A 21,828-nucleotide genomic window follows, 5' to 3' on the forward strand; every position below is an offset into this window, starting at 1 on the left:
GTGAACCTGACGTCGTCCCTGGCTATTGCTTTGATCCTTGTTGCTGCGCCGGTTCTGGCCCAGCAATCGACGATCAATGTCGCGCTCAATGCGGACATCCGTTCGACCAACCCGGGCGTCAACCGGGACGACAATACCGATGCCGTCGTGCTGCACATGGTCGAGGGCCTGGTCGGCTACCGCGAGAACGGCGCGGTCGCGCCGTTGCTGGCGGAGTCGATCGCGGTCTCGCCCGACGGGCTCACTTACACCTTCACGCTGCGCAAGGGCGTGAAGTTCCACAATGGCGCGGTCATGACCTCGGCCGACGTGCTGTGGAACTGGAACCGCTACATGGACGCGAAGACCGACTGGCGCTGCCGGGCGGAATTCGACGGCCGGACCGGCATGAAGGTCACCAGTGTCGACGCACCTGATCCGTCGACCTTCGTCATGAAGCTGGAAAAGCCCAGTGCGATGTTCCTCGACACCATGGCGCGCACCGATTGCGCCATGGTCGCGATCATCCACAAGGACTCGGTGAAGGCCGACGGCAGCTGGGACCGGCCGATCGGCACCGGCCCCTTCACGCTCGGCGAATGGCGCCGCGGCGAATTCGTCTCGCTGAAGCGCTTCGACGGTTACGTCTCGCCCCCGGGCGAGCAGCGCGACGGCTATGTTGGCCGCAAGCGTGCCCTGGTGCCGGAGGTGAAATTCCTCTCCATCGCCGATGGCGCCACGATCAAGGCCGGCTTGATGTCGGGCGCATTGCATGTGGCAGACGTCCCTGATTCCGACGTGCCGGAAATGAAGAAGATCCCCAATCTCGAGGTGATGAGCGCCCCGAGCGCGACGAAGCACGCCTTCCTGTTCCAGACGCGCGACGCCCTGCTCGGCGATGTCCGGATGCGCCAGGCGATCGCGGCCGCGCTCGATCTCGACCAGATCGTCGCGCACACCTCGAACGAGCTCGGCAAGACCAACAACTCGGCGATCTATGTCACGTCGCCCTATTACAGCGAGGTGCAGCGCCAGCGTTACACCCAGGACCTCGCCAAGGTGAAGAAGCTGCTCGCCGAGGCCGGCTACAAGGGCCAGCCGATCAAGCTGATCGCCAATAAGCGCTCGACGGTGCCGAGCTTCCCGGCCGCGGTCGTGGCCCAGGCCATGCTGCAGGCCGCCGGCATCAACAGCGAGATCGAGGTGCTGGAATGGGCGACCCAGCTCGACCGCTATTCCAAGGGCAACTTCCAGATGATGTCCTTCAGCTATTCCGCCCGCATCGATCCTGCCCAGAGCTACAACCAGTTCAGCGGACCCAAGGACGCATTCCCGTCCAAGGCCTGGGACAGCCGGCGTGCCGACGAGCTGATCGAGAAGGCGACTCTCGTCGGCGATCCGGCCGAGCGCCAGAAGCTGTTCGACGAGCTCCACAAGCTGATGCTCGCCGAAGCTCCGCTGATCTTCCTCTACAATCAGGTCGACACGGCCGGTGTCTCCAGGAAGCTGCGCGGCTTTGCCCCCTGGGTCGCTGGGAAGCCGCGGCTCTGGGAGGTCAGCTTCGCCAATTGAGGCGTTGCTCCTGGCCCGCGCCGGACCCGGGCCAGCTCATCTCAAAACCAAGAAGAACGACGACAACAGGAACATCGACATGAACCGCATCTATGCCTCGGCCTTCGCACTGGCGACCTCAGCGCTCGTCGCTGGTCCGGCCGCCGCCCAGTCCGTCACGGTCGCGGTCGCTGCCGATATCCGCAGCTCCAATCCCGGCGTGAACCGCGACGACAACACGGATGATTTCGTCCTGCAGCTCGTCGAGGGCCTGGTCGGTTATGCCGAGGATGGCACGGTCGGGCCGCTTCTCGCCGAGAAGGTCGAGATGTCGGCCGACGGCAAGGCCTACACTTTCACGCTGCGCAAGGGCGTGAAGTTCCACAATGGCGCGAAGCTGACCTCGGCCGACGTCGTCTGGAGCTGGAACCGCTACATGGATCCGAAGACGGAGTGGCGTTGCCTGTCCGAATTCGACGGTCGCAATGGCCTGAAGGTCGAGGCGATCGAGGCTCCCGACGCCAACACCGTCGTGATGCGCATCAACTCGCCCAGCGCGCTCTTCCTCGACGCGCTGGCACGCACCGACTGCGCCATGGCCGCCGTCATCCACAAGGACTCGCTGAAGGCGGACGGTTCCTGGGACAAGCCGGTCGGCACCGGGCCGTTCAAGATCGGCGATTGGAAGCGCGGCGAGTATTTCACCATGACCGCCTTCGACGGCTATGTGTCGCCGAAGAGCGACAAGCGCGACGGCTATATCGGCCTGAAGAAGCCGCTCATCAAGGACGTGAAGTTCCTTGTCGTGCGCGATCCCGCGACGGTGAAGGCCGGCCTGATCTCAGGCGCCATCGACATGGCCGAAATCCTGCCGAGCRATGTCGAGGAACTGCGCAAGAATCCCAAGCTCGACGTGAAGGTCGCCCCGAACGCCGTGCGCCACACCTTCCTGTTCCAGACGAACGACGCGCTGATCAAGAACGTCAAGCTGCGCCAGGCCATCGCCGCCTCGCTCGACATGACCGAGCTGGTCGCAGCCGCCTCCAGCAATCTCGGCACGCCGAACAATTCGGCGATCTATCCGAGCTCGGCCTATTTCGGACCGGTCGAGAAGCAGGGCTTCAGCTATGACCCGGCCAAGGTGAAGAAGCTGCTCCAGGAGGCCGGCTACAAGGGCGAGAAGATCTCGATCATCGCCAACAAGCGCCCGACCGTGCCGAGTTTCCCGGCCGCCGTCGTGGCTCAGGCGATGATGCAGGCCGCCGGCATCAATGCCGAGATCGAGGTCCTGGACTGGGCAACCCAGCTCGATCGCTACAACAAGGGCAATTACCAGATGCAGTCCTTCTCCTATTCGGCACGCTTCGACCCCGCACTCGGGTTCGAGCAGTTCGCCGGGCCGAAGGACAAGCAGCCGCGCAAGGTCTGGGACAATGCCGAGGCGCAGGCACTGATCGACAAGTCGATGGTCGTTTCGGACAAGGCCGAGCGCCAGAAGCTCTTCGACGACCTGCACAAGCGCATGATCGAAGAGGTGCCGCTGATCATCTACTTCAACGGCCTCGACGTGATCGCGCATTCCAAGCGCGTGCGCGATTTCCAGCCGTGGCAGTCGAAGATGCGGATGTGGGGCGTCAACCTCGCCAATTGAGGCGCAGGTCTGACGGGGAGGGGAAGCACCAATGCTGCGTTTCGCGCTCACGCGCATCCTGATGGCGTTGCCGACACTGTTCATCGTGGCAGTCTCGGTTTTCGTCCTGATCCGGTTGATCCCGGGTGATCCGGCCCAGCTCATGTTGGGCGACCTCGCCGATCCGGCGAGCCTGGCCGATCTCCGGGCACGCCTGGGCCTCGATCGCAGCCTGCCGATGCAGTTCGCGATCTGGTTCGGCAATCTGCTGCAAGGCGATCTCGGCCAGTCGATCAATTCGCAACAGGCGGTCCTGCCGCTCATCGCCCAGCGCTTCTTCATCAGCGCGCAGGTGGTGCTGGTTGCGGTGCTGTTCGCCTGCCTGGTCGCCGTACCGGCCGGCGTGATTGCCGCCTGGCGCCAGAACAGCTCGCTCGATCTCACCCTGGTGGGGCTGGCGACGCTGCTGCTCTCGATCCCGACCTTCTGGCTCGGCCTGCTCCTGCTGCTGTTCTTCGGGCTGAAGCTCGAATGGCTTCCGGTCGTCGGCTATGTCTCGATCGGCGAGGACACGACACGCGGCATCCTCTACCTCGTCATGCCGATCCTGACGCTGTTCCTGCACGAGATCGGCGTGATCCTGCGCATGGCGCGCGCCTCGACGCTGGAGGTGCTGCGGCTCGACTACATCACCCATGCCCGCGCCAAGGGCCTCTCGGAAGGCGCCGTGCTCTGGCGCCACGCCTTCAAGAACGCCTTCGGGCCGACCTGGACGCTGATCGGGCTCGTGCTCGGCAACCTGCTCGGCGGCATCGCCGTGGTCGAGACCGTCTTCACCATTCCCGGCCTCGGCCGTCTGCTGGTCGATTCGATCTTCGCGCGCGATTACCCGGTGATCCAGGGCTGCCTGCTCTTCGTCGCCTTCACCTATGTCCTCGTCAATCTGGTGATCGACCTGTGCTATCCCATCTTCGACCCGCGGGTGACAGCCGAATGAAGCTCCCCGCACCCAACGCCCTGCTGGGCGGTCTGCTCATCGGTGTCCTGCTCGTCGTCGCCCTGACCGGCGCGGTCTGGACCCCCTACGATCCCCTGCAGCTCTCGTTCCGCGCCAAGCTCGCGGCGCCGAGCGCCATGCACTGGCTCGGCACCGATGAGTTCGGCCGCGACGTGCTCTCCCGCCTGATGGCGGGCGCTGCGACCAGCGTCTGGATCAGCCTGCTGACCGTCACGCTCGCCGTGACGCTGGGCACCGTGATCGGCGTCTTCAGTGGCTATCTCCGCGGCTGGTTCGACCGCATCGTCATGGCCTTCAACGATGCGCTGCTCGCCTTTCCCGGAATCCTGCTGGCGCTCGGCCTGCTCGCGGTGGTGGGTGCCAACAAATACGGCATCATCGTCGCGCTCGGCATCGCCTATGCGCCCTCGGTCGCCCGCATCGTGCGCGGCACGGTGCTTTCGCTGCGCGAGCGCGAATACATCGCCGCCTCCCGCGTGATGGGCAATTCCGAGGGCTTCACCATGGCCCGCCACATCCTGCCGAACTGCATCGCGCCGCTGACCGTGCTGGCGACCTCGATGTTCGGCTATGTGCTGCTGGCGGAGAGCGCGCTCTCCTTCCTCGGCCTCGGCGTGCCGCCACCGGCCCCGACCTGGGGCAACATGCTCGCCGGTTCGCGGCCCTATATCGGCCAGGCCGTCTGGCTCGGCATCTTCCCCGGCCTGTGCATTTCGCTGACGCTGCTCGGGATCAATCTTCTCGGCGATGCGGTGCGCGACAAGCTCGACCCGCGCATGAGGGGAATGTGATGGCCTCGTCCGAAACACTTCTGCGCGTCGACGACCTCACGCTCGAGATCGGCAGCACCGGCAAGCGCGTCGTCAACGGCRTCAGCTTTTCCGTCTCGCCAGGCGAGATCGTCGGCATCGTCGGCGAGTCCGGCTCCGGCAAGACCCTGGCTGCGCGCGCCCTGATGGGCTTCATCCCGCCCGCAGTCAGGCGCGTCGCCGGGTCGATCAAGTTCGAGGGCCAGGAGGTCACGACCATGGAACCGAAGCAGCTGCGCGCCATGCGCGGTTCGCGTGTCGGCATGGTCTTCCAGGAGCCGATGACCTCGCTGAACCCGTCGATGCTGATCGGCCGGCAGCTCGACGAGGGCCTGGCGCTGCATCGCAAGCTCAGCACCAGCGAGCGCAAGGAGCTGATCCTCGACATGCTCCGGCGTGTCGGCATCCGCGATCCCGAGGGCGCGTTGACCTCCTATCCGCATCAGTTCTCCGGCGGCATGCGCCAGCGCATCATGCTGGCCTCGGTGATGTTGCTGAAGCCGGCGCTGCTGATCGCCGACGAGCCGACGACGGCACTCGACGCTGTCGTGCAGCGCGACGTGCTGGAGCTGATGGTCGACCTGACCAAGGCCAACAACACCGCCGTGCTGATGATCAGCCACGACCTCGGCATGATCGCGCGCTATTCCGACCGCGCCATCGTGATGTGCCAGGGCGATGTCGTCGAGCAGGGCCGGACCGAGGAGCTGCTGGCGCGGCCGAAGCACCCCTATACGCGCAAGCTGCTGGCCGCGATGCCGCATCGCGGTCCGGCGCGCGCGCTGCCGGAAGCCGGAACGCCGATCGTCTCGGTGCGTGATCTCGTGATCGACTATGGCGGACGCCAGGGCTTCTTCCGCAAGGAGGCGCCGAAGCGCGCACTGCATGGCATCAGCCTGGATGTCGCGCCGGGCCAAGTCGTCGCCGTCGTCGGCGGCTCGGGCTCGGGCAAGACCACGCTCGGCCATGCGATCGCCGGCCTGATCAAGCCGACCAGCGGCGAGATCCGCTTCGAGGGCAAGCCGATCGACAAGAGCGAGACGGCCTATTGGGATTACCGGCTGAACTGCCAGATGGTCTTCCAGGATCCCTATTCCTCGCTCGATCCGCGCATGACCATCGGCGATCTCGTGGCCGAGCCGCTCCGGCTGGTGCCCGGCATGACGGCGGCCCTGAAGGCGGCGCGGCTGCAGGAGGTGCTGGCGGAGGTCGGCCTCGCCGACGGCTTCGCGTCACGCTATCCGCACGAGCTCTCGGGCGGCCAGCGCCAGCGCATCGCGATCGCACGCGCCGTGGTGCGCCGTCCGAAATTCGTGATCGCCGACGAGCCGGTCTCGGCCCTCGACGTGACGGTGCGGGCGCAGGTGCTGGAGCTCTTCGCCGAGCTGCAGCGCAAGCACGGCTTCTCCTGCCTGTTCATCAGCCATGATCTCGGCGTGGTCGAGCAGGTCGCCGACCGTGTCGTGGTGATGAACGAGGGCCGGATCGTCGAGGACGGGACCCGCGACGAGATCTTCGACCGGCCGCAGCATGCCTATACCCGCAAGCTGCTCTCTGCCGTGCCCGGCCTCGAAACCGCGCCGGACGGAGGCGTGCGCCTGTTCTGGCGGCTGGTCGACGAAACCGAAGCCGCGCTCGCCTGATCCCCAGCTTCCGGCGGGGGGGGGGGGGGGGGCCCGCTCGCTCTCCTGCTATGAGGCAGGCCCCTGGCAGGGAGCGACGGATCAAGGCGATGCAGGTGAGGGTGATGTCCGGCAGGCGTAGCGGCGACGGGAGTATTCGCCGGTGAGCATGGTTCTCGCCTGCGATCTCGGCGGCACCAGTTTTCGCGCAGCTCTCGTCGACGAGGCGGGGCAGCTTCGGGCCCGCCATAGCATCGTCATGCGGGTGCCGATCGAGCAGGGCGGCGCCGCCGAGATCGATCCCGACCACTGGTGGAGCGCGCTCCGCGAGAGCGCAGCCGTGCTCCAGGCTTCCCATCCCACGCTCTTCGGGCAGATCGAGGCATTGGCGATCTCGGCGCTGACGCGCACGCAGGTCTTCGTCGATCGCGACGGCCAGGTGCTCCGTCCCGCCATGCTATGGCGCGATACGCGCGCCGACACGACGCTGCCCTCGCTTCTGGCCACGTGCCCGAAGGAGCATCCGGAGACAGCGGGCCTCAATGCCTTCCACCCGCTCGCGCGGCTTTGGTGGCTGAAACAGTCCGAGCCGGGCATCCTCGCGGCCACGGCGCATGTTCTCGATCCCAAGGACTATCTGAATCTGCGCCTGACCGGGGTCGTGGCGAGCGATACCGTTTCGCTCGCGCGGCTGGAGGCGGCCGCAGCGGCCGCGCCCGCCGGCGGTTCGCTGTTCGACGCTGCCGCCCTGCCGGTGACGCTTCTTCCGCCGCTGCGCCAGCCGGTTTCGATCATGGGCCATGTCCAGCCGGGGCTGGAAGGCGCACTTGGCCATCTTGCCGGCCGGCCCGTGATCGCCATGGCGAACGACACCTGGGCGAGCGTGGTCGGATTGGGCGCCATGCGTCCGGGTTTTGGCTACAACCTGTCCGGGACGACGGAGGTGCTGGGTCTCGTCAATGCACGGGCTGCCTGGGCCGAAGGGCTGATGACGGTAGACTGGGGCGCCGGCCTCACCCAGCTCGGCGGCCCCAGCCAGACAGGGGCCGACACGCTGATCTGGCTGCTCGAGCTGCTCGGTCGCTTCCAGGGCGAACCGGCGCAAGCCGGTCGCGAGCTTGGCCGCGTCCTTGCGGAACCGCGCGATGCCGCCCCGGTGATCTTCCTGCCCTATCTCCAGGGCGAACGCGTGCCGTACTGGGACCCGTCACTGCGCGGGGCTCTCGTCGGGCTCAATCGCCGCCACCGCGCGGTTGACCTCGCCTGGGCGGTGATGGAGGGCGTCGGTTTCCTCAATCGTGTCGTGCTGGAGCGTGCCGAGGCAGCGTCAGGCCGGCCGATCGCGGAACTTCGCTTCGGCGGAGGCGGCGCTGCCAATCGCCATTGGTGTCAGATCAAGGCGGATATCCTCGGCCGTCCGGTCGGCGTCGTCGAAGGCGAGGAGCATGGTCTGCTCGGTGCTGCCATCGTCGCCTGGACCGCTCTCGGACGCTTTCCGGATCTCGCCGCAGCGCAGGAAGCGCTTGTCAGACTGGCGCGGGTCTACCAGCCGAACCCGGCCTCACGCGAACCCTATGATCGGCTGTTTGGCCTCTTCCGACAGGCAGAGCAGGCTCTGGCTCCAATCGGGCGTCAGCTCGCCGGTTGGCGCGAGTGAGGGGCCGCACGTGCAGCATGGGCCTKACGTTGCGAAATTGGAAGTGGAGAATTCGCTCTCAACCCGTTGCGCCGGCTCGCATTCGCGTTGGCCCCGCACTAGGGTTGAGTTGTTCCATTCGGTACGGCTTCGGCCGGTTCGGATGGAATGCCCGCTCGCCCGCTGTCATGACATGATGCCCCGACACTCGATCCCGTCTCCCCATCAGCCCTTTGCGACGCCCGGAGGCCGCATGGCGCTTCCGTTGCGGGGAACGCACTGAATGCGCACGCTTGTCGAACGGCATGGCACTGCATTGGCGGGGCTCGCCCTGATCGGGTTCTTCGTCGCGTTTGCGCCGAATTTCGCAAGCCCGGGCAATCTCCTGAACATCGCCAAGGACACGAGCTTCCTCGCCATCCTTGCACTCGGCTTTGCGCTCGCCCTGACCATCGCCGAGCTCGATCTGTCGATCGCCGAGGTCGCGAGCCTGGCTGCAGTCGCCGCTGGCTGGTTCATCCAGGCGGGCTATGACCCCGCGATCGCGGTCCTGGCCGCTCTTGCGGTGGGCGCCGGGCTGGGGGCCTTCAACGGTTTCGGCGTCACGGTGCTGAAGGTTCCTTCGCTGATCGTGACGCTCGGCACGGCCGCCATCGCCAAGGGGCTCGCCTTCATGATCACGCAGGGCGTCGCCTTCGTCGGGCGCTGGCCGGCCGGATTCACCGGCCTGGCACGCGGCACGACGCTCGGCCTGCCCAATCTGATCTGGTTCCTGCTTGCGGCGACCGGCATCTCCTATGTGCTGCTGAAATGGACCCGGACCGGCGCCCATATGGCGGCAACCGGCGAGGCTGATGAGGCGGCGCGGCTCGCAGGCATCGCGACCATGCGGATGAAGCGGCTTGGCCTGCTGCTGGCCGGCGTTTTCGCCTCGATCACCGCCGTGCTGCTCGCCGCGAGCCTCTCCTCCGCCGCTCCGAACATGGCCGGCGACTATTTTCTCTACGCCATTGCCGCCGTGCTGCTCGGCATGACGATGTTCGAGCCCGGCAAGCCCAATGTGGCCGGGACGGTCTTTGCCGCGCTTGTGCTCAAGGTTCTTGGCAACGGGCTCGTGCTGATGGGCGCAGCCTATTACGTGCAGGATATCGTGCTTGGCATCATCATCATCGGCTCGGTCGCATTCTCGGCCAGCGTGGTGCGGAAGGCAGCCTTCAAGGTTTGAACGCAACAACGCCGCGCAGCCATCCGCGCGGTCCGGAGGGGGTAGTCATGAAGTTCGTGAAGATGGTTGCAGCCAGCTGTCTGGCGCTGGCCTGGGGCGTCGGCAGCGCCTCCGCATTCGAGCTCGGCGTCATCGGCTTCCAGTTCACCTCGGAGACGCATGCGCGCGTTGCAAATGCGGCTGCGGCTGCGGCCAAGGCCAAGGGCTGGAACATCACCCTGCTGAATTCCGAAGGCGCGCTGCCGAAGCACGCCGAGCAGTTCGAGGCGCTGATCGCCAAGAAGGTCGACGCCATCATCGTCGCCATGGGCAAGCCGGTCGAGGCGGAAGCCCAGTTCAAGGCCGCGAAGGACAAGGGCATCCCGGTCATCACAGTCCAGTCCGGCGCCGGGCCGTACTCGCTGTTCGACATCCAGACCAATGAATACAAGGTCGGTGCGGACGCAGCCCTCTATCTGCTCGGGCAGATGGGCTACACCGGCAACCTGATGTCGGTGCGTTTCGACGGCAATATCGCCTCACGCATTCGCGGCAAGGTGCTCGACGTCGTCCTGTCCGAGAACACCGCGGTCAAGGAAGTCGGAAAGCACGGCATGGCGCGCACCCAAAGCTGGCGCGACGATGTTCGCAGCGGCGTGCAGGCGCTGCTCCTGCGCAATCAGGGCAAGATCAACGGTATCTGGGCCTCCTTTGACGGTCAGGCCTACATCATCGACGATCTGCTCAAGGCCCAGGGCGTCAAGAAGGGCGAAATTCCGCTCGTTTCCGTCGATGGCGGCGCCGAAACCTATCGTCGCATTGCCGACCCGGACAGCACCTTCCTCGCGACCGTCACCGTTCCCTTCGAGGAAATGGGCGTGAAGGCTGTCGAGGCTGTCGAGGCCATCGCCGTGAAGAAGCAGCCGGTGAGCGCCATCACGACCGGCCCCTATCTCTTCATGGACGCGGTCGTCGTCGACAAGAACAACGTCAAGGACTTCCTGAAATAGGGCGCCCCTCGTCCGGGCCGGCCTTTGCAGCCGGCCCGTTTGCGCGCCCTCCGGAGAGCATGCGGATGACAGAAAAGGCGGCCTCGGAGCCCATCTTCGCGATGCGCTCGGTCGGCAAGAATTACGGCGCCGTCCAGGCACTGAGCGGCATCGATCTCGACGTCCATGCCGGCGAGGTCCTGGCGATCTGCGGCGACAACGGCGCCGGCAAATCGACGCTGATCAAGATCATGTCGGGCGCCGAGGCGCCGACCGCCGGCACCATTCGCCTGCGTGGCCGCGAGGTGCATTTCCGCTCGCCGCATGACGCGCTCGAGCAGGGCGTGGCGACGATCTACCAGGAGCTTGCCCTCGCGCCGCGCCTGTCGATCGCCGCAAATGTCTTCATGGGGGCCGAGCTGACGCGCCCGCTCGTGCTGCCTTTCCTGCGCGTGCTCGACAAGGCGCGGATGGCGGACGAGGCGAGAGGCTACCTGCGCCGGCTGTCGGTGCAGATCGAGGACATGACGCGCCCGGTCGAGCGGCTCTCCGGCGGACAGCGTCAGGCCGTGGCGATCTCGCGGGCGCTTCGCTGGAACGCCGAGGTCATCATCATGGATGAGCCGACGGCTGCGCTCGGCGTCAAAGAAACCGCGCAAGTGCTTGATCTTGTACGCCATCTCAAGGCGGAGGGGCGCACTGTCCTGCTGATCAGCCACAACATGCGCGACGTGGTCGCGCTGGCGAGCCGGGTCGTGATCCTGCGCAGCGGCCGCAAGCTGCATGACCTGCCGATCGGCGATCTCACCCCCGACGATCTCAGCCATCTGATCATGTCCGCCCCGGCGCTGGCGGCCTGAGATGGCACGGCCGATCATCATCGACACCGATCCCGGGCAGGATGACGCTGTTGCCCTGCTGCTCGCCTTTGCGCAGCCTGACGAACTCGACATTCGGCTGGTCAGCACGGTCGCGGGCAATGTCGGGATCGACCTGACCACCGCCAACGCGCTGCGCGTCCGCGATCTGGCGGCGCGCCCCGATGTGCCCGTACAAGCGGGCATGGCGCGGCCGATGCTGGAGCCGCTCGAGACGGCGGAATTCGTCTCCGGACCCGACGGCCTGAGCGGCGCCGGGCTGCCGGCCGCCGCCTCGTCGGCGGCTCCCGGCCATGCCGTCCAGGGGATCGTCGAGGTCCTGCGCGCAGCCACAGACGGCAGCATCACGATCTGCGCGCTCGGGCCGCTGACCAATGTCGCGATGGCCTTGCGGCTTGCCCCGGAACTTGCGCCCAAACTGCGCGAGATCGTGGTGATGGGCGGGGCCATGGGCCTCGGCAACATGACGCCGGCAGCCGAGTTCAATTTCTATGTCGATCCGCATGCCGCGGCGGTCGTCCTCGGGGCGGGCGTTCCTGTCACGCTGTTTGGCCTGCATGCGACGCATCAGGCCATCGCCTCGTCGGCGGCCATGGCGCGGTTGGACGGGCTCGGCACCCGCACCGGGCGATCGGTCCACGGCATGCTGACGCGTCCGCGCCCAGGGGGCCTGGGCACGGCGGCCCACCCCATGCACGACCCCTGCGTCATCGCCTGGCTGCTCTGGCCCGAGCTGTTCAAGGGCCGTGATTGCCATGTCGAGATCGAGCTCACCGGCAATGTCCGGGGCCGCTCGACCATCGACTGGAACGGCCGGACGAAGCGCCCGGCAAACGCCTTCGTCGTCAACGAGGTCGATGCCGACCGCCTGTTCGAGCGCATGATCGATGCGCTCGCCCGCCTGCCTTGAGGATTGCTGGATCATGACCCATCCGGTCGACGAGTGTCTCGCCGAGGCCGAGGCCGCGATTGCGCGCATGAAGGAGGCCGCGATCGCCGCGCGTCACCAGCACGCGCGTGCCGAGCTGATGCGCCATATGCGGACCACGGCCCGCAAGGTCGTCTCGCGCCCGCTCGATGAGGCGGTCGCACTCGTCTCGCATGAATGGATGAAAGCCTGGAGCCTCGATGCAAGCGCCTATCCCGAACTGGCCCATGACATCACTGCCTTCACCGCTGCCTTCTGCGCCGATGCGCGCGAGAGCACGGAGCAGACGCAGGCTGCGATCCGGGATGCCGTTGCCGCGCTGGAAACAGGCTTCCGGGCCATCGGCACGAGCCTGAGCGACCAGATGGCGTTCCGCTCCGAATGCGCCCATGGCTGGTGGCAAAGCGTCGTGGCGCTGCCGGCCGAATTGCGGGCCACTGAGCGCCGCAGCATTCCGCGCGCCGGCGAGGATGCGCCCTTCTGGAGCGCCGGCGCCCAGCCGCATTGCGGCTGAGGCCTCACTCTCCCCGCGTCGGGGACCGCAGTCGCGCCCGGCTGCCTGCCTCGGCGAAAGGTTCTTCTCTTCATTTTGTGAAATAAGAAAAACCACACTACCTCAAGTGAATTGCCCCGGTGGGCGTTCGGGTATAGCTGAATTGTTCGATTTACAGAACAATACAGGCGGCCAAGACCATGGCCAGAGACCCCATCGATACGGGCCTTTCCGCCCAACAAGGCGCACCGGCTGAGGCAATTGACTTGCCCGAGCGCGCTGCTGACCTCGTTCGCGCGTTCGGCAAGTCGGATGCGCGCGACCGTCTCATCGGACTGCGTCAGGCGGTTTCGGGACGGATCGTCTTTACCACCAGCTTCGGCCTTGAGGATCAGGTCCTCATCCATCTGATCGCTCGTGCCGGGCTTCCCATCGAGATCGTCACCCTCGACACCGGCAGGCTCTTTCCGGAGGTCTACAGCCTCTGGCAGGAGACTGAGCGTAACTATGGCGTGGTGATCCGCCCCTTCTACCCGCGCCATGACGCGATCGAACTTTTTGTCCGCCAAAACGGCATCAACGGCTTTTATGCTTCCCGCGACGCCCGCAAATCCTGCTGCGACATCCGCAAGGTCGAGCCACTGGGCCGGGCCCTGGACGGGGCGGAGATCTGGATCACCGGCTTGCGCTCCGACCAGTCGGCCGCGCGCGGCGGCGTCGCGCTCGCGGAGGCCGAAACGGAGCGCGGCCTGATCAAGTTCAACCCCTTGCTCGACTGGTCGCGCGAGGTCGCGCTGAGTTTCTCCAAGGCTGAAGGAATCCCGCTCAATCCTTTGCATGACAAAGGCTTTATCTCGATCGGCTGCCAGCCCTGCACCCGTGCGATCGCACCGGGCGAGCCGGAGCGGGCCGGGCGCTGGTGGTGGGAAGACGACGCGGCCAAGGAATGCGGCCTGCATGTCGGGCCGGACGGGAATCTGGTCCGGGCCAAGGCTGCCACTGCGGCGGAGGCGCGACCATGATCCAGCTCAGCCATCTGCAGAAGCTCGAAGCCGAGGCGATCTTCATCATTCGCGAGGTTGTGGCGACCTGCGACAAGCCGGTGCTGCTCTATTCGATCGGCAAGGATTCCGCCGTTCTGCTGCATCTCGCCCTGAAGGCGTTCTATCCGGCGAAGCCGCCATTCCCGTTGCTCCATGTCGATACGACCTGGAAGTTCCGTGAGATGATCTCCTTCCGGAACGAGACGGTGAAGCGGCTCGGGCTCGATCTGATCGTCCATGTCAACCAGGACGGGGTCAGGGCCGGCATCGGGCCCTTCGCCTCAGGCTCGCGCGTCCATACCGACGTGATGAAGACGCAAGGGCTGAAGCAGGCACTCGACCTGCACAAGTTCGATGTCGCCTTCGGCGGCGCGCGGCGCGACGAGGAGAAGAGCCGCGCCAAGGAGAGGATCTTCTCGCTGCGCAGCGCCGAGCATCGCTGGGATCCGAAGAACCAGCGCCCGGAGCCCTGGCAGCTCTTCAACACCCGCAAGCACAAGGGCGAGAGCTTTCGCGTCTTCCCGCTCTCCAATTGGACCGAGCGCGATGTCTGGGACTACATCGCACTCGAGAACATACCGGTCGTACCGCTCTACTTCGCTGCCCCGCGTCCGGTCGTGCACCGCGACGGAGCCTGGATCATGCGCGACGACGACCGCATGGAGCTCGCGCTCGGAGAGGTCGTCGAGACCCGCATGGTCCGCTTCCGGACGCTCGGCTGCTACCCGCTGACCGGCGCAGTCGAGAGCGAAGCCGCAAGCCTCACCGACATCATCGCCGAGATGCGCTCATCGCGCGCCTCCGAGCGCCAGGGCCGTGTCATCGACCATGACGGCGCCGGCTCGATGGAACAGAAGAAGCAGGAAGGGTACTTCTGATGGCTGTCGCCGCCGAGAAGAAGCGCCCGGGCGCCACGGCTCCACTCCCTGCGAACGATTCCTCCGGACTGAGCGAAACCGCCCAGCATTCGCTGCTGCGCTTCATCACCTGCGGCTCGGTCGATGACGGCAAGTCGACGCTGATCGGACGCGTGCTCTATGAGGCCGGCGCGGTCTTCGACGACCAGCTCAGCGCCCTCGACGCCGATTCCCGCAAATTCGGCACGCAAGGTGCGGAGCCCGACTTCGCGCTGCTGGTCGACGGGCTCTCGGCCGAGCGCGAGCAGGGCATCACCATCGATGTCGCATATCGCTATTTCGCGACGGAGAAGCGCAGCTTCATCGTCGCCGATACGCCGGGCCACGAGCAATATACCCGCAACATGGCGACCGGCGCCTCGACCGCCGATCTCGCCATCATCCTGATCGACGCCCGCAAAGGCCTGCTGCCGCAGACGCGGCGCCACTCCTTCATCGTCTCGCTGGTCGGCGTCCGCCACGTCGTGGTTGCGATCAACAAGATGGACCTCGTCGGTTACGACGAGGCAATCTTCGACCGGATCGCTGCGGATTATCGCGCGGCCGTGAAGAACCTCGGCTTCAGGTCGATCGACATCATCCCGGTTTCGGCGCGGGACGGCGAGAATGTGATGCGCCCCTCAACCACGATGCCCTGGCATAAGGGACCGGCGCTGCTGCCTCTGCTGGAGGCCATCGTCGTCGAACAGGAGACGCGCGACGAGGCCGGCTTCGTCCTGCCCGTGCAATGGGTGAACCGGCCCGATCTGGATTTCCGTGGCTATGCCGGCACAGCGGCCCGCGGCCGTGCCCGCGTCGGCGATGCCGTCACGGTGCTGCCGTCCGGGCGCAGCAGCACGATCGCGCGGCTGATTACCCCGTCAGGCGAAGCCAGCAACGCGGCGGCGGGGCAGGCCGTCACCCTGACCCTGGCTGACGAGGTCGACATTTCGCGCGGCGACGTCATCGCTTCCGCGGCGAGCCCGGTTCCCGTCCGGCGCGAGCTCCGGGCGCGGCTGCTCTGGACTGGCGAGCGCGCCATGCTGGAGGGCGGTCAGTTCGTGCTGAAGCTCGCGACCCAGGCCGTGAACGCCACGATCGGCGCGCTGGATCACAGCATCGACATCGAGGGCTTCAAGCCGGTGCCGGCGCAGGTCCTGCGCATGAACGGGATCGGCCTGGTGACGCTGCGGCTCGACCGGCCGCTGGCCACCTTGCCCTATCAGGAGAGCCGGGATCTCGGCGGCTTTATCCTGATCGATCGGATCAGCAACGAAACGGTCGCCTTTGGTTTCGTGGTCGCCGAGCCGGGCGCGGGACGAAGCCTGAACCCGGCGGAGGCGCTCTGTACGGCCGACCGCCTGCGACAGGCGCGCAACCGCCTGATCGGCGCTCCCGGCACGCCGGATCGGCGGCTCTGGTGGAGCGCCGTGAGTTGGCGCCTGCTCAGCACGGCAGGACTGTTCGGAGCAGCCCTTGCACTGACCGGCCGGCCCGGCGTCTCGGGTGTCCTCGCGCTCGGCGACTTCGCCCTGCGCCCGACCTTGCGCGGCCTTCACGCCCGGCTGTGGCAGAGGCACCCATCAGCCGCGCTTCAGGACGGCGCCGGCATCTGATCGATCGAGATCGTTTCGCCGGATGCACGATGGCGTGGGTCGCGGCGTCCTCAGCCCGCGACCACCGCCGTCGCCTCGATCTCGATCAGCGCCTGCGGCTCGACCAGCGCGACGACCTGAACGACCGCCATCGCCGGAAAATGCCGGCCCAGGGTCTCGCGATAGATCGGCCCCATATCCTTCAGGCTGGCGCGATAGGCCTCGATGTCCGTGACATACCAGGTCAGCCGCACGATATCCTCGATGCGACCGCCGCCGGCCTCGACCACAGCCTTGATATTGGCGAGGGTCTGACGGAGCTGCGGCAGAAACCCCTCGGCGAAGACGCCGTGCTCGTTCCAGCCGACGAGGCCACCGGTCACGATCACACGGCCTTCGGCGACCATGCCGTTGGCATAGCCGCGCGGCACCGGCCAGCCCTCGGGCAGGATTGCGCGTGATGCTGGAAGGTTCGACATGGCGGAGCCTCGGTCTTCGGCCGTTTCGGCCTGTTCTTGGGGGAATCAGGTCTCGGTGAGCGCCAACTGACGCAGTGCGAAACGCTGGAGCTTGCCGGTCGGCGTCTTCGGCAGAGCCGGAACGAACGCGATGGCGCGCGGGTATTTATAGGGCGCGATACCCGCCTTCACATGCTCCTGCAATGCCTTGGCCAGGGCCGTATCGCCGCGAATGCCCTCGCGCAGCACGACATAGGCCTTGACGATCTGGCCGCGGTCCGGACAGGGCGCGCCCACCACGCCGCACTCGGCGACATCGGGATGGGCGAGCAGGCAGGCTTCGACCTCCGGCCCGGCAATGTTGTAGCCGGCAGAGATGATCATGTCGTCCGAACGGGCCTGGTACCAGAAATAGCCGTCCGCATCGCGCAGATAGGTATCGCCGGTGATGTTCCAGCCGTCCTGCGCATATTTCGCCTGCCTGGGATCGGCGAGATAGCGGCAGCCGGTCGGTCCGCGCACGGCGAGGCGTCCGGGCGTGCCATCGGGCAGGGGATTGCCGGCCTCGTCGACGATCCGCGCCTCGTAGCCTGGCACGGGTAGGCCGGTGGCGCCCGGCCTTATCGCCTCGCGCGGCGCGGAAATGAAGATATGCAGCATCTCGGTGGCGCCGATGCCGTCCATCAGCGGCAGCCCCGTCCGCTTCAGCCAGGCTTCGAAGGTCGCCTTGGGCAGGGATTCCCCGGCCGAGACGCAGATGCGCAGGGAAGAGATATCGCGGCCGTCGAGCTTGTCGAGCATGGCGCGATAGGCCGTCGGCGCCGTGAAGCAGACGCTCGCCTTGTGGCGCTCGATTGCTGTGACGAGATCGGCGGGGGCGGCCTTGTCGGGCAGCACCATCGCGGCACCGATCCGCATCGGGAACAGCACGAGTCCGCCGAGCCCGAAGGTGAAGGCGAGCGGCGGCGAGCCGATGAAGCGGTCTTCCGGTGCCGCCTTCAGCACGCGCGCTCCATAGGTGTCGCAAATGGCGAGCAGATCCTGGTGGAAATGCATGGTGCCCTTCGGCTCGCCAGTGGTGCCCGACGTGAAGCCGATCAGGCAGACATCATCGCGGGCGGTATCGGCGGCGGTGGCGTTCTCATAGCCCGCGCGCGCCATTAGCGCTTCGAGATCGGTCGGCGTGCCTCCGCCCCAGGTCACGATGCGCGGGAGTTCGGGTGTCTGTGTCTGGGCGGTCCGGAGATCATCGATCAGGCGGTGATCGCACAGGGCCAATGTGATCTTCGCCTTGCGGATGGGGTAGGCGAGTTCGCCGGCGCGCAGCATCGGCATGGTCGCGACCGCGACGCCGCCCGCCTTCAGCACGGCGAGATAGGCCGCGACCATCATCGGCGTATTGGCGGCCCGCAGCAGCACACGGTTGCCCGGCCGCATCCCGAGATCGCGGGTCAGCACATTGGCGATGCGGTTCACGCGCTGGGCGAGTTCGGCGTAGGTCCAGACCTCGCGGTCCGAGATGATGGCGATGCGTTCGCCATGCCCCTCGCTGACATGACGATCGAGCAGTTCGGTCGCGACATTGAGCCGCTCGGGATAGGCGAGGCCGGCATCTGTGACCTTGAGGTCGGGCCAGCTGTCGCGCGGTGGCAGATTGTCCCGCGCGAAACTGTCCAGATGTCCTGACCGCACGAACTCCGCCTGCGCCATCTCAGCCTCCGCTCATGGCATGCGCCTTCAGGAGATCGCGCGCGATGACGACCTTCTGAACCTCGCTGGCGCCCTCATAGATTCTGAGCGCCCTGATCTCGCGATAGAGCTCCTCGACCTTGACGCCCCTGGTCACGCCGAGCCCGCCATGGATCTGGACGGCGCGGTCGATCACGCGCTGGGCGTTCTCGGTTGCGACGAGCTTGGCGAGCGCAGCTTCGCGCGTGACGCGCGGCGCACCCTTGTCCTTCGTCCAGGCCGCCCGATAGACCAGCAGGGCTGCGGCATCGACCTCGGCCGCGCTGTCCGCGATCGCGGCCTGCGAGAGCTGGAGATCGCCGAGCGTTCCGCCAAAGAGCTTCCTGCCATTGGCGTGCGACACGGTCTCGTGCAGCGCGCGCCGGGCGAAGCCGAGCGCCGCGGCACCAACCGTCGAGCGAAAGATGTCGAGCGTCGCCATCGCGACCTTGAATCCGTCGCCGGGCCCTCCGATCCGGTTGCCGACCGGGACACGGCAGGAATCGAAGCGGAGCGTGGCGAGCGGGTGCGGCGCAATCACATCGATGCGCTCTGCGATGCTCAGGCCGGGCGTATCGGCCTCGACCAGGAAGGCCGAGAGACCGCGCGCGCCGGGCGCCTCGCCCGTCCGTACGAAGACGACATAGTGGTCCGCGATGCCGCCATTCGAGATCCAGGTCTTCTCGCCGTCGATGCGGACATGGCCGTTGCCGTCGGGCGCGGCCGTCGTCGCCATGGCGGCGACATCCGAGCCTGCTTCCTTCTCGGAGAGGGCAAAGGCTGCAATGCGCCTGCCGTCGCGGATGCCTGGCAGGATGCGGGCTTTCATAACCTCCGAACCGGCAAGGGAGATCGAACCGGTGCCAAGCCCCTGCATGGCGAAGGCGAAATCCGCGAGTCCGTCACGTGCAGCAAGAATCTCGCGGGCGAGGCAAAGCGTGCGAACATCCAGCGCCTCGCCGAGCCCGCCATACGCTGCCGGCACGACCGCTCTCAGAAAGCCGGCCTCGCCAAGCGCCTTCACCCGCGCCCGGCAGGCGGCATCGACATCGTCATGGGGCAGGCCGGGCAGAGTGGCATCGGCCCACTCTGCGAGATCCCTGGCAAAGGCGCGATGACGATCCTCGAAGAACGGCCAGTCGAGCGTATCGCCGAGAATGCCGGTCCCGATCATCTCAGTTCCCCTCGAAGACCGGCTTCTGCTTGGCGGCGAAGGCGTGATAGGCGCGGGCGAAATCCTCGGTCTGCATGCAGAGCGCCTGCGCCACGGCTTCGGCCTCGATCGCCGCCTCGACCGACATCGCCCACTCCATCTCGAGCATGCGCTTGGTCATCGCGTTGGCGAAGGTCGGCCCGTCCGCCAATTCGCCGGCGAGCGCCTGCGCCTCGCCGAGCATCGCTTCCTTGCCGACGAGCCGGTTGAGGAAGCCCCAGCGCTCGGCTTCCTCGCCCTTGAGCACACGGCCGGTATAGAGCAGCTCAGCCGCGCGGCCCTGGCCGATGATGCGCGGCAGCATCGCGCAGGCGCCCATGTCGCAGCCGGCAAGGCCGACGCGGTTGAACAGGAAGGCGATCTTGGTCTCGGGCGTGCCGAAGCGGATATCCGAGGCCATCGCCATGATCGCACCCGCGCCGGCGCAGATGCCGTCGATTGCCGCGATCACCGGCTGCGGGCAGCCGCGTATCGCCTTGACCAGATCTCCGGTCATGCGGGTGAACTTGAGCAGATCCTTGGTGTCCATCGCGACCAGCGGTCCGATGATCTCGAAGACGTCGCCGCCGGAGGAGAAATTACCGCCGGCTCCGGTGATCACGATCGCCTTGACCTCTTCCTCCTTCTGCGCGGCGAGGAAGAAATCGGTGAGCTCGCGGTAGCTCTCGAAGGTAAGCGGGTTCTTCTTGTCCGGCCGGTTCAGCGTCACTGTCGCGACCTTGCCGGCAACGCCTAAACCGAAATGCGCCGGCTTGAAACCGGCGAGCGGCAAGATGGTGGYGTTGGCGATGCTCATGCGTTCTCTCCCCGGCCCGCCGCTTCATCGGCGCGGCGCTTGATGGCCTGGTGCAGAGAGGCCTTGGTCTGTCCGAGCAGGCGGAAGAGCTGGACGATCTCGGGCTGGTCGAGGCCGGCGAAGAGCTCGGCGATCCAGCCTTCATGCCGCTCCGCCATGGCGCGAAAACTCTTGCGGCCCTGCGCCGTCAGCGTCAGCACCTGGACGCGCCGATCCTGAGCGGCCGGGCGCTTGTCGACCAACCCGTCGGCCAGCAGGCCGGCGACGACGGCGGTGACATTGCCGTTCGACACCATCAGTGGCGATTGCGGATCTCGGTCTCGATCAGGGTCGAGCAGGTCAGCATCCTGAGCCAGAGCCTGAGCTCGTCCTTGTGATCGCCGGGACGCTCGCTTGCCTTGGTCTCACGGTCGAGAATGAGGCCGGGGGAGGGTGTTTCCATCGCTCTAGAACTCCCCGCCATTGATCAGGATCGACTGGCCGGTAATCCCGGCACTGGAGGGACCGCAGAGGTAGAGCACGGCTGCCGCGACCTCTTCCGGAGCGATCAGCCGGCCCTGGGGGTTGCCCTTGACCAGCTCCGCCAGCGCCTGCTCGCCCGGCTTTCCGGTTTTGGCTGTGATCGCCTCGATGCTGTCTGCCACCATGCCGGTATCGGTATAGCCGGGGCAGATCGCATTCACCGTGACGCCGGATCGGGCGGCCTCCAGCGCCAGCGAGCGTGTCAGCCCGATGACCGCATGCTTGGCCGCGACATAGGCCGAGACATAGGGATAGCCCCGGTGCCCGGCGGTAGAGGCGATCGCGATCAGCCGCCCCTCGCGGCGCTCGGTCATGCCGGGCAGGGCCGCCCGGAAGGCATTGACCGTGCCGATCAGGTTCAACTCGAACATCCGCCGGAAACGCTCGGCGTCGCTTTTCAGGAACGGCCCGGTCTCGACGCCGCCTGCATTGGCAACGACGATATCCAGCGGCCGTTCTCTGGAGAGAGTCCCGATCGCCGCCGCGACGGCTGCCTCATTGGTGACATCGGCGAGCGCGAAGCTGTCGGCATCGCCCTCGGCAATGGCGCTCTGCAGGGTCGCCGCGCTGCGGCCGATGATCGAGACATGCGCACCGGCCGCCTTGAGAGCGCCGGCAACAGCCCGGCCGATGCCACGCCCGCCGCCCGTCACCAGAGCATGTCGTCCCGCCAGGTCCATGACGCCGAGCCTCCTCATGCCGAGCAATATATTTTAGGTCTGAAGCAATTTGCAAGCGAGGCTTGGAACGAGCGCATGATCGTGAATTGCGCGCCGCAATCGCCGGATACGTATAGGATTGGACATGCTCCCGCCTTCCGCGCGGAAGCCACGGCGATCC

19 protein-coding genes and 1 pseudogene are annotated in these 21,828 nt (G+C 66.5%); 14 read left to right on the plus strand and 6 right to left on the minus strand.

Annotated elements, in window-relative coordinates; all coding sequences use genetic code 11:
• From AC1D34_RS08225 to cysN, 14 genes are all read left to right on the plus strand, one after another.
• Entirely contained in the window at window positions 1–1,551 is a 1,551-nt protein-coding gene (locus AC1D34_RS08225) for an ABC transporter substrate-binding protein (RefSeq protein ID WP_476823978.1), read from the plus strand.
• Between the two features lie 79 nt (window positions 1,552–1,630).
• Window positions 1,631–3,181 carry an ABC transporter substrate-binding protein gene (locus AC1D34_RS08230; protein WP_476823979.1) on the plus strand — a complete coding sequence of 517 codons (1,551 nt, stop codon included), beginning with the start codon at window positions 1,631–1,633 and terminating at the stop codon, window positions 3,179–3,181.
• 31 nt (window positions 3,182–3,212) lie between these two features.
• Window positions 3,213–4,157 carry an ABC transporter permease gene (locus AC1D34_RS08235; RefSeq protein ID WP_069880964.1) on the plus strand — a complete coding sequence of 315 codons (945 nt, stop codon included), beginning with the start codon at window positions 3,213–3,215 and terminating at the stop codon, window positions 4,155–4,157.
• Window positions 4,154–4,969 (plus strand): ABC transporter permease, encoded by an 816-nt coding sequence (locus AC1D34_RS08240; protein ID WP_069880963.1) that lies wholly within the window; start codon window positions 4,154–4,156, stop codon window positions 4,967–4,969. The genes AC1D34_RS08235 and AC1D34_RS08240 overlap by 4 nt, the downstream gene beginning before the upstream one ends.
• On the plus strand, window positions 4,969–6,630 hold the full coding sequence (locus AC1D34_RS08245) for an ABC transporter ATP-binding protein (protein WP_476823980.1): 1,662 nt from the start codon (window positions 4,969–4,971) through the stop codon (window positions 6,628–6,630). Before AC1D34_RS08240 ends, AC1D34_RS08245 begins: the two co-directional genes overlap by 1 nt.
• Before the next feature lie 148 nt (window positions 6,631–6,778).
• Window positions 6,779–8,266: a xylulokinase gene (locus AC1D34_RS08250; protein ID WP_441507127.1), complete on the plus strand. Its 1,488-nt coding sequence runs from the start codon at window positions 6,779–6,781 to the stop codon at window positions 8,264–8,266.
• 262 nt (window positions 8,267–8,528) lie between these two features.
• The gene (locus tag AC1D34_RS08255; RefSeq protein WP_441478038.1) at window positions 8,529–9,470 is read left to right on the plus strand and encodes an ABC transporter permease; all 942 of its coding nucleotides are present in this window, start codon (window positions 8,529–8,531) and stop codon (window positions 9,468–9,470) included.
• 47 nt (window positions 9,471–9,517) lie between these two features.
• Window positions 9,518–10,459 (plus strand): sugar ABC transporter substrate-binding protein, encoded by a 942-nt coding sequence (locus AC1D34_RS08260; protein ID WP_476823981.1) that lies wholly within the window; start codon window positions 9,518–9,520, stop codon window positions 10,457–10,459.
• Window positions 10,460–10,524: 65 nt separating this feature from the next.
• Complete coding sequence (locus AC1D34_RS08265; protein WP_441507104.1) at window positions 10,525–11,298, plus strand: ATP-binding cassette domain-containing protein; 774 nt, start codon at window positions 10,525–10,527, stop codon at window positions 11,296–11,298.
• Between the two features lies 1 nt (window position 11,299).
• The gene (locus AC1D34_RS08270) at window positions 11,300–12,226 is read left to right on the plus strand and encodes a nucleoside hydrolase (RefSeq protein WP_476823982.1); all 927 of its coding nucleotides are present in this window, start codon (window positions 11,300–11,302) and stop codon (window positions 12,224–12,226) included.
• A gap of 13 nt (window positions 12,227–12,239) precedes the next feature.
• Window positions 12,240–12,758: a hypothetical protein gene (locus tag AC1D34_RS08275; protein WP_441490838.1), complete on the plus strand. Its 519-nt coding sequence runs from the start codon at window positions 12,240–12,242 to the stop codon at window positions 12,756–12,758.
• A 179-nt stretch (window positions 12,759–12,937) separates the two neighbouring features.
• The gene (locus AC1D34_RS08280; RefSeq protein ID WP_476823983.1) at window positions 12,938–13,759 is read left to right on the plus strand and encodes a phosphoadenylyl-sulfate reductase; all 822 of its coding nucleotides are present in this window, start codon (window positions 12,938–12,940) and stop codon (window positions 13,757–13,759) included.
• Entirely contained in the window at window positions 13,756–14,658 is a 903-nt protein-coding gene (cysD, locus tag AC1D34_RS08285) for a sulfate adenylyltransferase subunit CysD (protein WP_476823984.1), read from the plus strand. The genes AC1D34_RS08280 and cysD overlap by 4 nt, the downstream gene beginning before the upstream one ends.
• Window positions 14,658–16,292 carry a sulfate adenylyltransferase subunit CysN gene (cysN, locus tag AC1D34_RS08290; RefSeq protein WP_476823985.1) on the plus strand — a complete coding sequence of 545 codons (1,635 nt, stop codon included), beginning with the start codon at window positions 14,658–14,660 and terminating at the stop codon, window positions 16,290–16,292. Before cysD ends, cysN begins: the two co-directional genes overlap by 1 nt.
• Window positions 16,293–16,342: 50 nt before the next feature.
• Here the strand turns inward: cysN and AC1D34_RS08295 are convergent, their stop codons facing one another.
• The 6 genes and pseudogenes from AC1D34_RS08295 to AC1D34_RS08320 all read right to left on the minus strand — a co-directional run bounded on the left by AC1D34_RS08295 (window position 16,343) and on the right by AC1D34_RS08320 (window position 21,668).
• On the minus strand, window positions 16,343–16,750 hold the full coding sequence (locus tag AC1D34_RS08295) for a RidA family protein (protein WP_441490834.1): 408 nt from the start codon (window positions 16,748–16,750) through the stop codon (window positions 16,343–16,345).
• 45 nt (window positions 16,751–16,795) lie between these two features.
• Window positions 16,796–18,439 (minus strand): benzoate-CoA ligase family protein, encoded by a 1,644-nt coding sequence (locus tag AC1D34_RS08300; RefSeq protein WP_441507110.1) that lies wholly within the window; start codon window positions 18,437–18,439, stop codon window positions 16,796–16,798.
• 1 nt (window position 18,440) lies between these two features.
• Window positions 18,441–19,631: an acyl-CoA dehydrogenase family protein gene (locus tag AC1D34_RS08305; RefSeq protein WP_441507111.1), complete on the minus strand. Its 1,191-nt coding sequence runs from the start codon at window positions 19,629–19,631 to the stop codon at window positions 18,441–18,443.
• Window position 19,632: 1 nt separating this feature from the next.
• On the minus strand, window positions 19,633–20,466 hold the full coding sequence (locus tag AC1D34_RS08310) for an enoyl-CoA hydratase family protein (protein WP_476823986.1): 834 nt from the start codon (window positions 20,464–20,466) through the stop codon (window positions 19,633–19,635).
• Window positions 20,463–20,908, minus strand: a pseudogene (locus tag AC1D34_RS08315) (MarR family winged helix-turn-helix transcriptional regulator). Before AC1D34_RS08315 ends, AC1D34_RS08310 begins: the two are co-directional and overlap by 4 nt.
• Before the next feature lie 4 nt (window positions 20,909–20,912).
• Complete coding sequence (locus tag AC1D34_RS08320; protein WP_441507113.1) at window positions 20,913–21,668, minus strand: SDR family NAD(P)-dependent oxidoreductase; 756 nt, start codon at window positions 21,666–21,668, stop codon at window positions 20,913–20,915.
• Window positions 21,669–21,828 lie beyond the last annotated feature (160 nt).

It is taken from the genome of Allobosea sp. P1_A7, assembly GCF_056406775.1.

Excerpts from the sequence above, each read along its gene's own strand:
- AC1D34_RS08235 (WP_069880964.1), top strand. The coding sequence starts at position 3,213 with ATGCTGCGTTTCGCGCTCACGCGCATCCTGATGGCGTTGCCGACACTG.
- AC1D34_RS08240 (WP_069880963.1), top strand. The coding sequence starts at position 4,154 with ATGAAGCTCCCCGCACCCAACGCCCTGCTGGGCGGTCTGCTCATCGGT.
- AC1D34_RS08250 (WP_441507127.1), top strand. The coding sequence starts at position 6,779 with ATGGTTCTCGCCTGCGATCTCGGCGGCACCAGTTTTCGCGCAGCTCTC.
- AC1D34_RS08255 (WP_441478038.1), top strand. The coding sequence starts at position 8,529 with ATGCGCACGCTTGTCGAACGGCATGGCACTGCATTGGCGGGGCTCGCC.
- AC1D34_RS08260 (WP_476823981.1), top strand. The coding sequence starts at position 9,518 with ATGAAGTTCGTGAAGATGGTTGCAGCCAGCTGTCTGGCGCTGGCCTGG.
- AC1D34_RS08265 (WP_441507104.1), top strand. The coding sequence starts at position 10,525 with ATGACAGAAAAGGCGGCCTCGGAGCCCATCTTCGCGATGCGCTCGGTC.
- AC1D34_RS08270 (WP_476823982.1), top strand. The coding sequence starts at position 11,300 with ATGGCACGGCCGATCATCATCGACACCGATCCCGGGCAGGATGACGCT.
- AC1D34_RS08275 (WP_441490838.1), top strand. The coding sequence starts at position 12,240 with ATGACCCATCCGGTCGACGAGTGTCTCGCCGAGGCCGAGGCCGCGATT.
- AC1D34_RS08280 (WP_476823983.1), top strand. The coding sequence starts at position 12,938 with ATGGCCAGAGACCCCATCGATACGGGCCTTTCCGCCCAACAAGGCGCA.
- cysD (WP_476823984.1), top strand. The coding sequence starts at position 13,756 with ATGATCCAGCTCAGCCATCTGCAGAAGCTCGAAGCCGAGGCGATCTTC.
- cysN (WP_476823985.1), top strand. The coding sequence starts at position 14,658 with ATGGCTGTCGCCGCCGAGAAGAAGCGCCCGGGCGCCACGGCTCCACTC.
- AC1D34_RS08295 (WP_441490834.1), bottom strand. The coding sequence starts at position 16,750 with ATGTCGAACCTTCCAGCATCACGCGCAATCCTGCCCGAGGGCTGGCCG.
- AC1D34_RS08300 (WP_441507110.1), bottom strand. The coding sequence starts at position 18,439 with ATGGCGCAGGCGGAGTTCGTGCGGTCAGGACATCTGGACAGTTTCGCG.
- AC1D34_RS08305 (WP_441507111.1), bottom strand. The coding sequence starts at position 19,631 with ATGATCGGGACCGGCATTCTCGGCGATACGCTCGACTGGCCGTTCTTC.
- AC1D34_RS08320 (WP_441507113.1), bottom strand. The coding sequence starts at position 21,668 with ATGGACCTGGCGGGACGACATGCTCTGGTGACGGGCGGCGGGCGTGGC.